Below are 15608 nucleotides of genomic sequence, written 5' to 3'. Positions count from 1 at the left end.
CCACCCCCTGTCCCCACGGCGGCCTGCAGCCTGCCGCAAGACGATACATGGAGTTATCTTTTGTTGTAGCGTTCCAAGGCACCTTGATAGATGTCGATTACATCGCGAATGCCCATATCTTCCAGCTGCTTCACGAAGCTGTCGAACTTGTCGAGCGGTTCGTTGCCCATTAAAAATTTGATGAACATTTCTTCCAAATACGTGTTGATTGCCGTCATCGTCTGCGCTACCTTCTTGCTCTCATCTACAGTAGGCGTAATAAACGCGGGCAAAATATGTTTCTCCGCGTCGGTCTCCGACCAAACCTTGACCGCCTCGTCCTGTTGCGGAAACGTGTTGGTCGTTTTTTGCTCATGCATCGGGAACGGGCCATTCGGAACTGTATATTGCGCCAGCATCTGCTGCGAAGTGTACTTTTCGTTTTTCACGATCATATCGGTAAATTTCGGGACGCCGTTGTCCATCGTGTAGCTTTCGCCTTCAACGCCGAAGTTGTACATTAAGGTTCCTTGCTCGCTAAATGCGAAATCCAGCCATTTTACGATCGTTTCCAGGTCTTTCGCTGATGTCGTCACGGCCGCGCTTGCTTTCGGGTTATATTTGAAATCGCGCTGTCCGGTGAATGGTTTTTCGCCTGCTTTCAATACCGGATAAGGAGCCGCTGCTAGATTAAAATCCGGATTTTGTGCTTTGCCGGACTCCAGCCATTTGCCCATGCCGCCGCCCAGCAGGTAAACCGTTGCGCCGGACTCGCCGTTCAGAAACCGCTTATCCAGCGTGTTGCGCTCGACGATTGGAAAGTCTTTATCAATCAGACCTTCGGAATACCACTGGCGGAACAACGTCAAAACATCTTTGTACTGCGGATCTAACGGACCGTATTTCACTTTGCCCTGATCGTCAATATAGAAGCCGTGCGACGTTTTGTATGCGCCGAAAAACGCATCCTGTAAATTCATTTTGTTCGCGTATAGTGCCGTCAGCGGTGCTGCGGCGCCCTTTTTCTCTTTGAACGCCGTCAGGACCTTATGCCAATCATCTATCGTGACAGGCAATTGCAGCCCCAGCTCATCCAGCCAGTCTTTGCGCAGCATTGGTCCGCGGAAGACTACGCCTTCCGAGTTGCGTACCATCGGGAAGGCGTAATATTGGCCGCTGTCGGTTTTCACCATTTTATCCAGATCCGGATCAGCTTCCAGCATCTTCTTTAGATTAGGCGCATATTTATCGATCAAATCGTTGAGCGGTACGATAACCCCGTCTGCAATTGCCTTTTCTGGTCCACCTGGATAGATGCTCCAGTCGTACTCCAGCACATCCGGCAGCTTGCTGGAAGCGAGCAACAAATTAAACTGCTCTTCCGCTTGACCGTCGGTCGGGTGGATGTAGGTTACTTTCACGCCGGTAGCTTCTGCAATCGCCTTCCCGATTGGCGCTTCCGCCAGATTCGTTGTAAAAGTAATCAGGTTTCCGTTGATTGGAGCCCAGTACGAGAACGTATCTTTGGTATCCAGCGGATAAACCGGCTTATTCGCTCCCTCGTTGCCTTTGCTTTCGTCATTGCCGCCCGTATTGCTGACGGCGCTTTGAGCTCGCTCTGTCTTGTCCTTGTTGCCGGAGCCCCCATTACTCGTGCATGCGGTTAACAACAATGAAAGTACCATTGTGATCCCCAATGTAAGCTGCAGCCCTTTGTGCATCTTGCCGTTACGATTTTTCGCCATTGTGCCCCTCCGTTCTTTTCGTATCGAATATGTTGGTGTGAATACGCTTTCATCGTAACGCTAATCCAGTGCTACAAACCATTGTCAAAACCTCAAATATACTGCAATTTCTCAAAAATGAAGGTAGCAAAACCGCAAGTTAACCGCTTTTTCTTGAAAAAAAGCCCGAGAGCTACTTAACTTCCCTGTAGCGCCCGGGCGTAATGCCTTCGAATTTTTTGAATATCCGGTGAAAGGTATTCACATCGTTGTAACCGACCATCAGCGATATTTCGCTGACATTATATTTCTCACTGGTAAGCAGCAATTTGGCCTGCGCCAGCCGCGTCTTGTTAATATAGTCGAGCAAAGATTCGCCCGCAAGATCCTTAAACAGTTTGGAAACATACGACGGCGTCATGGAGAAGGCTTCCCCAATCATCGAAATGTTCAGGTTCTCGTCTTGGTAATACTCATTAACATATTTCATGACCTTATCGATTAGCGGATTGCTGCAGTATTCGCGGTTATTATTAACGTAGCCGCACAAAAGCTCCAGCATATCGTATAACTGGCTGCGCATCTCCCCAACCGTCTGGCATTGCATCAGGCGTTCGATGGCGCGCACTCCGTCAGGCATATCCGGCTTGCCCGCGATACGGATTTCTCCGATTACTTTTTGCAGCGTAGCCATCAGATCGAACATGAGACATTTCGCTGTATGGAAAGGATACGGCTCTGTCGTAACATTTTTCTGAACAATCTCCCCGACAAACGTTTTCGCCTTGTCGAGCTGGCCTTCGCGAACCATAACGATCAATTGCTGCTCGGCCTTGAGAGGATAAAAATAACCACCCGGAGCAGCCCCCTGGTTGTCGCTGCCGCTCAGGTCCGCATAATGAATAATGCCCCCGCTGCCTGCAATGATACGGTATTCCATCGCCTCGACCGCTTCCTGAAACGCCTGGAAGATGCCATATTCGCCCTCCTGCTGCGCACTGATGGCAGCGGTCAACTGGACATCGGCATGACTTGCGATGAACGACATCGTTTCTTCCGCGATGTGCTCCAGCTCCCCCCGCTGCTCCTCCGGCGATGATAGCTGATGGTTGACGATGCAGGCGAGCAGCTCCTGGTCCAGCTCTACCGCATAGGCGTTAACGGACTTACGCGCAACCTCCTCGACCACATTGGCGATCAAGAAGTGCAGCAACCGCTTGTTATGTACCTGATCCTCATCCTTCCGATGGAACTTGCCGAAATGCTCAATGCGCAGCAAGATAACAGAAAACCCGCCCAGCGGGAAGCGCAGGTCATAGGCTGAGAACGACTCGTGCAGCGGGATATGACTGTCAAGCTGCCCTTTCAGCAACCGCTGCAGGAAATGCGATCTGAGTGTATTGTTATGCTGATTCAGCTTGTTATGAAGCTCCTCCTTCTCATGGAAGGTGCTGCTCAGCGCCTGCTCCAGAAAGGAGTATTCATTAGAGCCGCGATCGAATGTCACACCAGCCTTGAACGACAAGCTCTGAATGAGCGCATGAATCGGCAGGTAGTTCCGCTTGAGCAGCCAATACGTCACGCCTCCGCCAATAATGAGGCAAAGCAAGATGCTTGCGATCGTCAATTGCTCTACTACGTTCATCTTCTGGTGGTATACGCCCGCCGGAAGCGTCATCACATATTTCCATCCCGTAATGGAGGAGGTTGTATAGGATGCAACAAGCTTGCTGCCGGAAGTTTCGATCTCCAGTTGCCCTGATTCTTCCGGCATATCGCTGTAGTGTAGAGCAGGTTCCGCCAGCGACTCGCCTGTAGACGCAATGAATCGGTTGTCTTCATCTAGAATAAAGATTGTGCCTTCCTCAGGCACCGACGCTTGCTCCAGCAGCTTGCTCCGGTCAATCATAAATAGCAAGACAGCTCCCGGCTGATTCATGATCGTTGATGTCGCATTTTGGGCATACATGACCGTAGGCCTCCACTCATTCTCTTCAGACACAACAACCGAGTGGTAGCCTTTAATGTACCATTGGTCAAAATATTTTTGAAACGACTGGAACGGCATTTGCTCTTCAAGGCGGATATGGTCGTATAACGCTTCGATGTTCATACGGTTGTTGCGGGCGATGACCGTATCGCTATTTTTGTAGTAAATATAAATGCCTTCAAGAAAATCGTTAGCGATTTCATATACGCGCAAATCATTGGCGATTTGGTATATTTCGTAGTGATCTGAATCAGACAAAATGGGATCGGCAGAAATAAATGATGCGATTCGCCTGTTGAGGCTTACCTCGAGGCTTAGGCTCTCGATTCCTTTGAACTGGCTATCTATGGCTTGCTCCATCTGAACAAGAATGGATTGGTTGGCGCGGTTGATTTCGGCCTTTACAACGTTCAGCGTCGCGCCGTATATAACGCCGCTGATCAGAATGGGCACGAGCAGCACCGAGATGTATGAAAGCATCCAGGTCAGAAATACGCTGCGGTTTTTGTGCCGGAGCTGCTTCAGATAGATCGTCCACCGGTTTCGAGTTTGGGCCATAGGTTCTCCTCCATGTTAGCTTTAGTCGGAGTCGGGACCGACGTCAATTCTTGTTAGAATGGCCGGACAACGAATATCCTCGACATCCGCTTTCTGATTGTTTATACATACCGCCGGAGACGGCCGGTATTCATATATGGCCTGTTGCTCCTTGCCGCATACACGGTTGTAAGCGATTACACAATTCTCAGGCGCATAAGGAATCCGCTTGCCGAGCGTAACGCCATGACGACAATTCACAATCGTATTATTCACGACATGCGCGCGATAGACGCGCCAATGTTTCCTCAGTTCCTGCTGCGTCGGCGCCTCCGGATAGCCATCCGGACCCCCATCGTAGTTACCGCCGTCAATGAGCAGCGCATCCAACGTTAAGTTTTCCATATAATTATCAAAAATGTAATGGTCGTTGCCGTAAATGCGAAACCCGCCCATCTCTTCCTTCATGCCATCACCGATAAACACATTGTTATGAAAACGGTTTCCATGTCCGTGCCGCGCTGTCACTTGGCCGGCGGAGTTTTGGAATGTGTTGTACCGAATTGTATTATAGCAGCTTTTTACCGAAATAATCTCGGGCTCTCCGTCGCAATTTTCAAACAGATTGTGTTGAATCGTAATATAACCGTTCGAGAGAGAGATTCCGGACAAGCCAAGCCGGATCGCTTCGAGCCCGTTGACGACTCGTGGGCCTATATGATGAAAATAATTATATTCGATAACATCATGCTGCGAAATTTGTTCCCCATCGCCATCAAATATGACGAGCGGTCCAAGGTCGGCCTTTGGCCCGAACTCGTTGCGTTCGATCCGGTTCCAGCCGCTGCCGCTTCCCACCACAGACAGCAGGCTATACTCCGCCCCAACCTGTCGCGGCTCAAATCTATTCCGCGCAATCCTCACATGCCGCGAACCATCCAGTATGATAGATTCGCGCTGCTCGACCTGGAAAAGCAGTCCCCATACCTCTACATAAGCAGAGTTCAAGATGCGTATACTTGATTCGCCAGCTATCGTCGCTTTTCCTTTATTGACAGCGCGAATGCTTAATATGGCGGTGTCCGATCCCACTTTGCCTTCAACGATATAGTCTTCATTCCGCTCGTAAACGCCGTCTGCGAGCAAGATCGTGGAACCAGGTTCTGCCCGGCCCATGGCTGCCGCCAACTCGTCGCTGCTCGACACCCAATAAATAGTAGTCATCTTCCCACCTGCTTCCTATTAAATAGGCTGATATGATCCGCAGCCTCTGCAGGATCATATCAGCAACTTCACAACTTCTATTATGAAAGATACGTTTCCCATGCCATAGTGTAAAAAAATGAAACAATCATAAAAAAGTAAACTGAGGCTCAAAAATAGCTAAAATAATCGCCTTGCAACCTGTAAATCGCAACCTGCCGGTGGACAAAACATAAGAAAGGACGTATCCGATATCAAATCGTGGATACGTCCCCTTTGCAGTTGCCTGTTTACCAGCCCGCTTAACCGAAAAAAAAGTATGCAACCTTCATCTCTTCTTCCTTCAACAGCAACTTTTGTGATGCTTCAAGCAGGGGTGTGCGGTCATAGACAAGACTTTTCATTGCAATTTTGCCATCTGTAATCGTAAAATAGTGCGCTTCTTTCGACGGATCGTCGCGACGGCGGTAGGACACGCTTCCCGGATTCAGCCACAAACTGGAATCGCTCAAATAATGAATGCATCTGCGATGCGTATGTCCGAATATCATGCGGCGATCTCCTGTGGCCTCTGTTGTCTCGCCGTAGCGTTCCGCCCAGAAGGCGTCGTACTTGGGCAAGCTGTCAATCGTCAAATAGTTGTCGTACAGATGCTGCATCGTGTAACGATAGCCGTCCATTTCGAATGTGCGGGTGACTGGTATGCTTTCTAGGAAGGAAATTTCCGCTTCACCGAGCAGCCTTGTATTGCAATGTGCCCACTTGATCCCATCCTCCGCCACATCATGACCTCTATTGCCGTTTCGGTATAGGTCGATAATAATGTCGTCGTGGTTGCCGCGAACGCAAATCGCTTCGTTCTTATGCACCCATTCGATAACTTCCCGCGGGAAAGGCCCGTAGTCTACGAGATCTCCCGCGCAATAAATCAGGTCACAGCCTTGTTCTGCCTTGAGGATCGATTCCAATGCATAGACGTTGCTGTGAATATCCGAAATAATTAAAGCTTTCATAATGAGTTCAACTCCCAAAAGTTCAATATTCCCAGCAGTAAAGTCACCACTCTAAGTGTTCTCCCATTTGCCTAGCACACTCTCCCTCCTTTATATAAAAAGATAGAACTTTGATAAATCGTCAAAAGCTAAAACCGCACTCATATATTTCTACTTCCTATCTGCAATTTCTGGAATGGACATCAAATGTTAAAAAAGTCACTCATGAGATCGTACATTTTTGAGAAAAAAGGCACGTACGCGCTGCCTCATACTAGCTTCCGTTAGCTCAATAAATAGAGCAGGTTACCGTAGCACCTGCTCATCAATGTCTTTTATTCAAATCGTGACTCGTTTGTGCTCGGCAACCCTCAAATGCAAGGGGGACGGGATTTTTTTCATCCTATTTAGAAGTTTAAATGATTAACTTGCTGTTCCTATCCATTTTGTTGCGAAATCCTTATACATAAAAAGTCCGGAAATTGTCTGATCATTAAGCTTGATATCACAAAGCAGAAATTGGTCTAATTATATACTGTTCACCTGCAACTGTAGGAAAAGAAATTTCCTTAATATGCTGCTCCGACTTAGCTATAACTACTCCATTATTGATAGCTTCAACTTCTACTTCAGCATCTATCGTACAATTTCGTCCTAGCTTTGAAACAAGCTTGGCCTGCGAAAGCCTGCCGCTTGCCCATTCGATCCCTATCTCGAATCCGCCGCGCGCACGCAAGCCCGTTACGCTTCCCGTCTGCCAAGTATCCGGCAAAGCCGGCAGCAGTTGCAGCTTCCCTGCATGTGACTGCAGCAGCATTTCAGCAATGCCAGCTGTTACCCCAAAGTTTCCATCAATCTGAAATGGAGGGTGAGCATCGAAAAGATTCGGGTAAACTCCTCCAGTATGCCCTCTATCTGGGTCCCTCTCATCAACAATTCGCAGCAAATGACTAATTAATTTACGAGAACGGTTGCCTTCGCCAAAGCGTGCCCATAGTCCAACTTTCCATGCGAGACTCCAGCCTGTTCCTTCATCGCCCCGAATTTCTAAAGAACGGCGCGCTGCCTTGAACAAGTCACTATCGTGATCTTTCGTAAATTGACTGCCCGGATAAACGCCATATAAATGAGAAACATGGCGGTGATGGGGATCCTCTTCATCGAAATCAACAGACCATTCTTGGAGTCTGCCTCCTCTTCCGATTCGAAGCGGAGCTAACTTATCTCTCTTGCTGAGCAGCTCCTTCTGCCACTCCTCATCCACCTGCAGCACTTCTGCAGCTTCAACGCAGTTTGTAAACAGCTCCCAAATAAGTTCCATATCCATAGCGCTTGCCGTCGACACACCAACCAAGCTGCCATTCGCAGGATTTTTGAATTTATGCTCAGGAGAAGTGGAAGGCGATGTGACTAACGAGCCTTGATGATCCTCCGTTAAATAATCACTTATGAACAGAGCCGCCTGCTTCATAATCGGATATGCGCGCTCTTTAAGAAATAGGAGACTACCGCCAAATAAATAATGCTCCCATAAATGACTGCATAGCCATGCTCCCGCCATCGGCCATAGTGCCCAGACTGGATCGCCATGCCCATAGTCTCCTACAGGCGCTGTTTGTGCCCAAATATCAGTATTTTGATGAGCTGTCCAGCCTCTGATGCCATAATGCACCTTGGCTGTCTCACTTCCTTTAATTTTCAAACTGTCAATCAAATCGAATAATGGGTCGTGACAATCGGGCAATCCGCAGGTCTCTGCAAGCCAATAATTCATTTGCGCATTAATATTCAGCGTCCAATTGCTGCTCCACGGCGCCCTCGTTTCTCGGTTCCATATCCCTTGAAGATTAGCCGGCTGACTTCCTTTCCGAGAGCTGGCAATAAGCAAATATCGTCCATATTGGAACAGTAGCTCTATGAGTCCATGATCATCAGCCCCGTGCATCCTAATCCGTTTATTAATTGGTAACTCTGATTCATGTTCCGACGAAGCCGAATCTAGTTGCAATTGGACACGATCAAACAAAGGCTTGTAGTCGGCAAGATGTTTATCCTTCAGCACATCGTAGGACTGTGCTGCCGCTAGCGATAATCGTCTCGCAACCTCCTCGGACGGATTCTTCCCCTCATGAGTAGGCGACTTATCATAACCGTTAAAGCTAGATGCAGCAGTCCATATAAGCATAACCGAAGAGGCTTTACTGACATGCAGACCGCTATCATCCAGCTCTATCATTCCACCATCCGCTGTTGCGGTTAGCCCCGCTTCAAAGCGAATAGCCTCACTTTCCACTTCTTCTTTATATACGATTGGGTTATCGGTACAATAATAGCTTGGATCCACATGATCCGGACAGCGGCCATTCATGACGAGACTATCATCACGCACAGACATTCGATATTTTAGCGGACTCTGCATCCTAGCAGAGAAGTTAAGCGACGAAGCTTCGCTGGCAGTTAATCTCATTACAAGTATCTTATCTGGGTAAGAACAGAACGTCTCACGAATGATCCGGTTATTTCCCACCTTAAACTCAACACGGGCAATAGCAGTCGCCAAATCAAGGCTTCGTTTGTATTCGGTAGCTAGATCGCCATGATAAAAATCGAGTATGAGATCTCCTAATGGCAAGTAGGATTGTGTATAGGGACCCAACATAGACTTCGCTAACTCGTCTGCGTCTTCATATCGCTCTTCTTGCAGCAGCTTCCTAACTTCGGGCAACACCGCTAATGCATTCGGATTATTATCTCCCTTAGGGGGACCAGACCAAAGCGTATCCTCATTTAGTTGTAATCGTTCTCTTTCCACACCGCCGAAAATCATCGCCCCTAGATGCCCATTCCCAACAGGCAGCGCCTCTGTCCATACATCTGCCGGCTTGTCAAAATACATATTCATTCACATTCACTCCTTTTCGCTGTTTCTCGGTAACTGCCAGGGGTAACGCCAACATATTGTTTAAATACTTTATAAAAATGACGAGGATTATCATAGCCTACACCCTTCGCAATCTGCTCCATCGAGAAATCAGATTCTTTACTCAGCAATGCTTTCGCTTTATCGATACGTATAGAACGCAAATAGGAGACGAATGTCATTCCGGTTTCCCTCTTTAGCAGATTGCATACATAATTAGGGTGTAACATAAGATGATCAGCCACTTCTTCAAGTGATACGTCACGCATAAAATGGTCCTGTAAAAAATCCTTGAATTTACGAATGTTCATATTATTATCTCCAGGCGAGCGCTGATCGTCCTCGTCAGTATTATCATCTCCCCGTGCAAAGCCTTCTTCCCGCTGCTTTTCTTCCATTATTTCCAGTGTGACACGTCCCAATATAAGTGAAAGCTCCTTCTGATGAATCGGCTTTAGCAAATAATCAGTTACTTGTAGACGAATGGCCTTCTGAGCGTACTCGAAGTAATCATATCCAGACAAAACGACGAATCGCTTCACATGCATTCTTTGCGCTTCGCGAATCAGCTCTAAGCCGTCCATCTCCGGCATTTGAATATCGGTTATCATAAGATCTGGTCGGAATTGTTCCATCAGCTTCATTGCTTCGATTCCGTCTGAAGCGACTACGATATTGGTAAATAAAGTGTTCTCGCTTGTAACCATAAACTGCAAACCGTTTCGTATAACAGGCTCGTCATCGACAATCATCAGCTTTAGCATGATGAATCCTCACTCCTTTTCTCGAGTGTTAATTCAAATGTCGTCCATTTCCTCTCTTCAATTCTAACTTTAATACCTGAACTGCCTCCGAAAAAAGCTTTAATCCGCTCATTCACGTTAAATAATCCAATACCGCCCGTAAACGGAATTTTGTCCATCGGAATTTCACCTGAAAGGACTGCTTGTATAATACTCAAGCGGTCTGGTTTAATTCCCGCCCCGTTATCAGATATTCGGATTACAACCTCACCAGGCCTGTCTTCAATTTTAAAAACTATCGTTCCGTTACCGCGCATCTTTCCAAGCCCATGCAAAATACTATTTTCTATAATCGGCTGCAATATAAATCTTGGACAACGGAAATTGGTAATATTGCCCTCGATAGTCTCCTCGAAATGTAAGCGCTCCCCTATTCGAACGCGGTGGATGGAAATATAGTTGCGTACATTCTCGAGTTCTTCAAGTAGAGTTGCCTCGTCATTATCCTTAGATAGGCTGTAGCGCAATAAATTGCCTAACGTAAAGGCGATTTCCGCGATTTCTGTTTCATTCTTCATTAAGGCCATCATACGCATCGTTTCAAGTGTATTGTAAAGGAAATGCGGTTTTATTTGTGCTTGAAGCATCTTAATTTCCGCTTCCTTCTTCATTAACTCCGTTCGATGGACTTTATGTCCAAGCTCATCCATTCTTGTGATCATCTTATTATAAGCACCGATAAGGAATCCAACCTCATCCGTTCCGCTTTGACCTGGATAAAAAGCTAGCTTCGGATCCTCAACACTCCTCATATGCCGCGAAAGACGAATGATCCGCGATGTAATGGACGATGCAATCCCGAAATAAAACACTGAAAGTACAGCTAGAAGCAATACTCCGACAGTGATCGTCCAACGCTGCTTTGTCTTCAAATCCAGCATAGGACCTACTTTGCTAATCTCAATTAATGTCATATTTATTTTTTTCAATTGAACGGCATTTACTAAATAGCTGTGCTGGTCAATATAATAGCTTCGCACACCGTTCTTCGGCATTCCAGCTATTGCTTTCGTTATTCGATTCGAATTCCAATTTAATATTTCTTCAGCAAAAATCAGCTTCCCATCCGTGTCGACGACCATTTTCCACGAAGTTTCACCGTTCTTAAGCATTTGAAAAAAACTGTTTAATAACCCGTCATTCGCTACAATTCTAAGCAATCCTATTTCTTTTGTGTAGGATTCATTATAAAGCTTCTGAGTGTAATGAATAACTGGATACTCGTTCAGTCCCTTCTCTTGGTAAGCCCACAATCCCCGGTCAGGGGAGAGCGCACTTAGCGATTCCTTATTGGAAGGATCAGAGAAGTCAGTCTTGTTCATAATATCTGGCGGTAATTTCAAGACCGCATCATTGTCTTTATAGATGGTAATGGCATTAATGATTGGATTGCCAGAGTACATGAATGTGAAGGCAGGCCCAATCTCCTTGCGATAGTTATAAATCATCTCCCACTCGTTCACAAATGTCCCTGACAAATAATCGGTTAGGTTCGTATTGTTTTGAAATAGCGGATAGGCGGACTCGATTTTAGATAATTCCAGTTCAAAATTCCCATAGGCTTGTTCCAATAACTGCTGCTTACTGGCTAAATATTGATCCAACAAATTGTCCGACATCTGCTGGTAGAAAATATATCCAAATACAACAAACGGAACACAAATAAGCATCACATAACCTATGATAAGTTTTGGAACGATGCGCATATGGCGAATTTTATCCAGTTGTTTGCTTATAACTCGCATAGTACTCCGCTCCATTGTCACAGGTTAGATTTTATTCCGTCCATTATAAAATGCCACTCAATAGATAGGAGCGGCTTGAGCTTCCACCCCGCCGCTTTCCTAAACATAAGTCACTATGCATAAATCATTCTATTTGTTGAAGTTTGCTTTTACCTCTTCATATTTGGTATTCGCCCATTGCTCCAGCTTATCCATACCCATTTTATCGGCTTGCTTCACCATATTTTCAAATGCTTTCTTAGCCGCTTCCTCCGAAGTTGCCATGTAAATTTTGGCTTCCTCGTTATCAATCATGTTCGTGATATTGTTCGTCGTTACCTGCTCCTGCGAATCGGCCGCAGGCTGCACGAGACCAATCTCAGGCATGAAGGTTGTTAACGCGCTAAGTTCTTGGTTCGCTTTTGTAGTCTCTGTACCAGGCACATAAGTACCGAGTGCTTCATTAACTGCATTGCCAGCTAATAGACCCCACCAGTATACTCCCATGCTATTTTTCACTTCGTCGCTTGCACGGTCATAAGTAAAGATAGGATACCCTCCGTCTTCACTCATATTATAATCTGTTCCTTCAATACCCCACAGCGCCAAGCGCTGTCCTTCATCAGAAAGTAGAAATTGCATCAATTTAATCGCAGCTTCAGGGTTCTTATTTTTCTTCGTAATGAAAACGCCCTGCCATCCACTTCCATAATGCTCACTTTTAAAGCTTTCACTGATTTTGGCCGGCAGCTGCATCCATTTGTAATTCGTATCCTTTGTTTCTGCACCAATTCTGCTTGCGCCGCTTGTCGTCCATGCATAAGCGAAACCTTTACCGCTTGTCATAATTTGCTTAGCTTGATCTTCATTTTTGTAAGCAAAGTTTTCCGCTTTAATATATCCGTTGCGGTACAATTCGTTCATGTACAAATACATTTGTTCAAGCTCCGGCGTCCGAAGCGCATGAACCAGCTTGCCATCTTTCTCCACCATTCCATCTTTCATTGCACCGAATTGCATGCCGATATAGCCTTTCGCCCATGCTGGGTTTGGGTTGAGTACCAGCGGGATCATATCTGGATATTTAGTCTTCACCATGCCTAATAACGTATTAAAATCTTCCATTGTTTTAATTTCGGGGTTTCCAATCGCTTCCATAATGTCGGAACGTACGGTTATACCAGCTCCGTCGGTAAGTGCATATTTTTCGTTTGCTTTCCACTCAGCTGCTGTGGAGAAATTATTACGGATCGTATAATACTTACCGTCTTCCTCTGTGTTCACCGCGATATATTCCGGATCAATTTTGAAGTCCGTCGCATATTGATCAATTAGCTCCTGCCAGCTATAGGACATTTTTGGATCGGACAAACGTTTGATTTGCGCGCCGGTTCCTGTTGCAACGAGATCGGGAAGATCGCCTGACGCGATCATGAGCGGAAGCTGCTTCTCATCGGTTGCAACCGTAATATTTAATTTCACTCCCGTTTTAAGCGTAATTTGCTCTGGAATCTTGCCCTTGAAATCTTTAAGCGGCCACCAGGTTTGATCAACAAACAAATCAAGCGTAACAACCTCTTTGGATGTATTGCCGTTATTGTCCTTAACATTAGTACCTGTACTCGTGTTTCCTTGATTTCCATTGTTGCTGCCACATGCGGCAAGCAATCCAGCAAACAATGTAACCGCAACCATTATAGCAAGTGGTTTTTTTGACACTTTCTTTTTCATTTCCGTTCATCCCCTTATGCTTATTATACTGTATATGGAATAGACAGCGTATCGCAACTCATACGAAGCGTCGCTGCCCTTGCTCCAAATTTTTAACCTTTTACGGATCCCAACATCATGCCTTGCACAAAATATTTTTGTAAAAATGGATAGACGCACATAATCGGGAATATCGAAATGACCATCGCCGTCACCTGTACGGAAAACTGCGTCACAGAAAGCTGTGCCGTATATTGCGCCGCATTCGCGTCACCGGGAAGCATCGTTTGATTAATAACCTCCATCATCCGATACGTAATCGTTCGCAGCGTATCCTTCTGAACGAAATAGGCAGAATCGAGCCAAGAGTTCCACTGCTGAGAGCCAAGAAACAAGCCCATCGTTGCCATCAAAGGAAGCGATACTGGCAGTACTATGTTAAGGAATACTCGAAGCTCGCTTGCGCCATCAATTCGCGCCGATTCCCCAAGCTCCAACGGTATTTCCTGAAAAAACGATACGGCTATCATAAGGAAAAAGATACTGAGCATAGTTGGGATTACGTAAACGCCAAACGTATTGAGCAAACCTATACTTTTCAGCACAACATAATAAGCAATTAAGCCGCCTGTGACATTCATTGCCACGATTACTATTAAGTAATAGCCCTTGCGAAAAATAAGGTCCTTCTTAGCCAAGCCGTATGCTACCATGCTAGTAAATAAGACACTTAATAGAGTACCGATTAAGGTACGCAGAACGGTAACCCCAAACGCGCGAATCCACTTCGGTTCTTGAAAGAAATAGGTGTAATTATCAAAGGTAAATTGCCTAGGCAGAAAGTAGAGCCCGCCTCTAGCTGTGTCTTCGCCAACATTAAACGAGGCAATCAGAACGTAATAGAATGGATACAATGTCAGAATAGCAATGATACCAAGCAACACATAATTTACTGTGTCTACAACTCTGTCCTCCGTCGTTCTATTCATTCTCATGGGCATCTCCCCCTTTCATGTCATTTTAAACGGTCTAATAGAGGCTAGAGCCTGAGAAGCGTTTCGCTATCGCATTACTGGTGACGATCAACACTACAGAAATAATGGATTGTATAAGATCAATAGCAGTTGCAAAAGCAAAGCGTCCTTGCGAGAGCCCGGTATTAAAGGCATATGATTGAATAATTTGTGATTTTTCATTATTAAGCACATTGCCAAACAGCATGACCTGCTCGAAGTTAGAGCCTACCAAGCCGCCGCCTAAAATACTGCCAATGGATAAAATCAATACGATTACAATGGAGCCCTTCATATTCGGAAGTGTCACATACCAAATGCGTTTCAACCTGCCAGCTCCATCTATTTCAGCAGCTTCATATTGTCCAGGATCAATTCCGGCAATCGCGGCAAGGAAGATGATCGTCCACCAGCCGGCTTCCTTCCAAATGGCCGTGCTCACCGCCAGCCCCCAGAATGAATCCGGGTTCGTCAATATGTCGAGCGGCTTGTCAATGAGACCAAGCGACATCAGCCCTTCATTGATCAGTCCCGTCTCGGAGGAGAAGAATGCAAAAGCGATACCAGATACGACTACCCATGAAATAAAATGCGGCAGGTAACTGGCCGTTTGTACGAATCTTTTTACGAACGATCCTCGAACCTCTGTTAGCATGATGGCAAGCAGGATCGGAACCGGGAACGAGAAAATCAATTTAAGGATGCTGATCGAGAGTGTGTTGCGTACCAAGCTTGGGAAGTTGTAATCATTAACTAGTTCTTCGAAATAACGCAATCCCACCCATTCGCTTGTAAAAATGCCTGCAATGCCTGATGAAATGCTGTAATCCTTGAAAGCCATCAATATTCCAAACATTGGGATATAAGAGAACACTAACAAGAACGCTAGTCCTAGCCACACAAATATTTGAAACGTGATCTGCTTTCTGAAACGTCTGCTGAATGTGTCTGGTAAAGGACTAGTCAGAGAGGTTTTTGTAACAGGTTGTGAATTCGTTTTCATGTTTGCCTCC

10 protein-coding genes are annotated in these 15608 nt (G+C 46.0%); all 10 read right to left on the bottom strand.

Annotation, left to right across the window (positions count from 1 at the left end; all coding sequences use genetic code 11):
* Window positions 1–53: 53 nt before the first annotated feature.
* The 10 genes from BK120_RS11940 to BK120_RS11895 all read right to left on the bottom strand — a co-directional run bounded on the left by BK120_RS11940 (window position 54) and on the right by BK120_RS11895 (window position 15598).
* Window positions 54–1724 (bottom strand): type 2 periplasmic-binding domain-containing protein, encoded by a 1671-nt coding sequence (locus tag BK120_RS11940; RefSeq protein ID WP_256710861.1) that lies wholly within the window; start codon window positions 1722–1724, stop codon window positions 54–56.
* Between the two features lie 172 nt (window positions 1725–1896).
* The gene (locus BK120_RS11935; protein WP_083681887.1) at window positions 1897–4251 is read right to left on the bottom strand and encodes an AraC family transcriptional regulator; all 2355 of its coding nucleotides are present in this window, start codon (window positions 4249–4251) and stop codon (window positions 1897–1899) included.
* A 21-nt stretch (window positions 4252–4272) separates the two neighbouring features.
* Entirely contained in the window at window positions 4273–5454 is a 1182-nt protein-coding gene (locus tag BK120_RS11930; protein WP_076267705.1) for a polysaccharide lyase 6 family protein, read from the bottom strand.
* Between the two features lie 281 nt (window positions 5455–5735).
* A complete protein-coding gene (locus tag BK120_RS11925; RefSeq protein ID WP_076267704.1) occupies window positions 5736–6446 on the bottom strand; it encodes a metallophosphoesterase family protein in 711 nt (236 codons plus the stop codon).
* 484 nt (window positions 6447–6930) lie between these two features.
* Window positions 6931–9327, bottom strand: a complete 2397-nt coding sequence (locus tag BK120_RS11920; RefSeq protein WP_076267703.1) for a glycoside hydrolase family 95 protein — start codon at window positions 9325–9327, stop codon at window positions 6931–6933.
* Window positions 9324–10109, bottom strand: coding sequence for a response regulator transcription factor (locus BK120_RS11915; RefSeq protein ID WP_076267702.1), 786 nt, complete (start codon window positions 10107–10109; stop codon window positions 9324–9326). Before BK120_RS11915 ends, BK120_RS11920 begins: the two co-directional genes overlap by 4 nt.
* The gene (locus tag BK120_RS11910; RefSeq protein ID WP_076267701.1) at window positions 10103–11893 is read right to left on the bottom strand and encodes a sensor histidine kinase; all 1791 of its coding nucleotides are present in this window, start codon (window positions 11891–11893) and stop codon (window positions 10103–10105) included. Before BK120_RS11910 ends, BK120_RS11915 begins: the two co-directional genes overlap by 7 nt.
* Before the next feature lie 129 nt (window positions 11894–12022).
* Complete coding sequence (locus tag BK120_RS11905; protein ID WP_076267700.1) at window positions 12023–13603, bottom strand: extracellular solute-binding protein; 1581 nt, start codon at window positions 13601–13603, stop codon at window positions 12023–12025.
* 92 nt (window positions 13604–13695) lie between these two features.
* The gene (locus BK120_RS11900) at window positions 13696–14577 is read right to left on the bottom strand and encodes a carbohydrate ABC transporter permease (RefSeq protein ID WP_076267699.1); all 882 of its coding nucleotides are present in this window, start codon (window positions 14575–14577) and stop codon (window positions 13696–13698) included.
* A 34-nt stretch (window positions 14578–14611) separates the two neighbouring features.
* Window positions 14612–15598 (bottom strand): ABC transporter permease, encoded by a 987-nt coding sequence (locus tag BK120_RS11895; protein WP_076267698.1) that lies wholly within the window; start codon window positions 15596–15598, stop codon window positions 14612–14614.
* Window positions 15599–15608: the final 10 nt, after the last annotated feature.

This window comes from Paenibacillus sp. FSL A5-0031, from assembly GCF_001956295.1.
Taxonomy (GTDB): Bacteria; Bacillota; Bacilli; order Paenibacillales; family Paenibacillaceae; genus Pristimantibacillus.
This window is presented reverse-complemented; position numbering and strand designations above follow the sequence as displayed.

Coding starts and splice junctions, on each gene's coding strand:
- BK120_RS11895 (WP_076267698.1), bottom strand. CDS start 15,598: ATGAAAACGAATTCACAACCTGTTACAAAAACCTCTCTGACTAGTCCT.
- BK120_RS11935 (WP_083681887.1), bottom strand. CDS start 4,251: ATGGCCCAAACTCGAAACCGGTGGACGATCTATCTGAAGCAGCTCCGG.
- BK120_RS11940 (WP_256710861.1), bottom strand. CDS start 1,724: ATGGCGAAAAATCGTAACGGCAAGATGCACAAAGGGCTGCAGCTTACA.
- BK120_RS11915 (WP_076267702.1), bottom strand. CDS start 10,109: ATGCTAAAGCTGATGATTGTCGATGACGAGCCTGTTATACGAAACGGT.
- BK120_RS11905 (WP_076267700.1), bottom strand. CDS start 13,603: ATGAAAAAGAAAGTGTCAAAAAAACCACTTGCTATAATGGTTGCGGTT.
- BK120_RS11920 (WP_076267703.1), bottom strand. CDS start 9,327: ATGAATATGTATTTTGACAAGCCGGCAGATGTATGGACAGAGGCGCTG.
- BK120_RS11900 (WP_076267699.1), bottom strand. CDS start 14,577: ATGAGAATGAATAGAACGACGGAGGACAGAGTTGTAGACACAGTAAAT.
- BK120_RS11910 (WP_076267701.1), bottom strand. CDS start 11,893: ATGCGAGTTATAAGCAAACAACTGGATAAAATTCGCCATATGCGCATC.
- BK120_RS11925 (WP_076267704.1), bottom strand. CDS start 6,446: ATGAAAGCTTTAATTATTTCGGATATTCACAGCAACGTCTATGCATTG.
- BK120_RS11930 (WP_076267705.1), bottom strand. CDS start 5,454: ATGACTACTATTTATTGGGTGTCGAGCAGCGACGAGTTGGCGGCAGCC.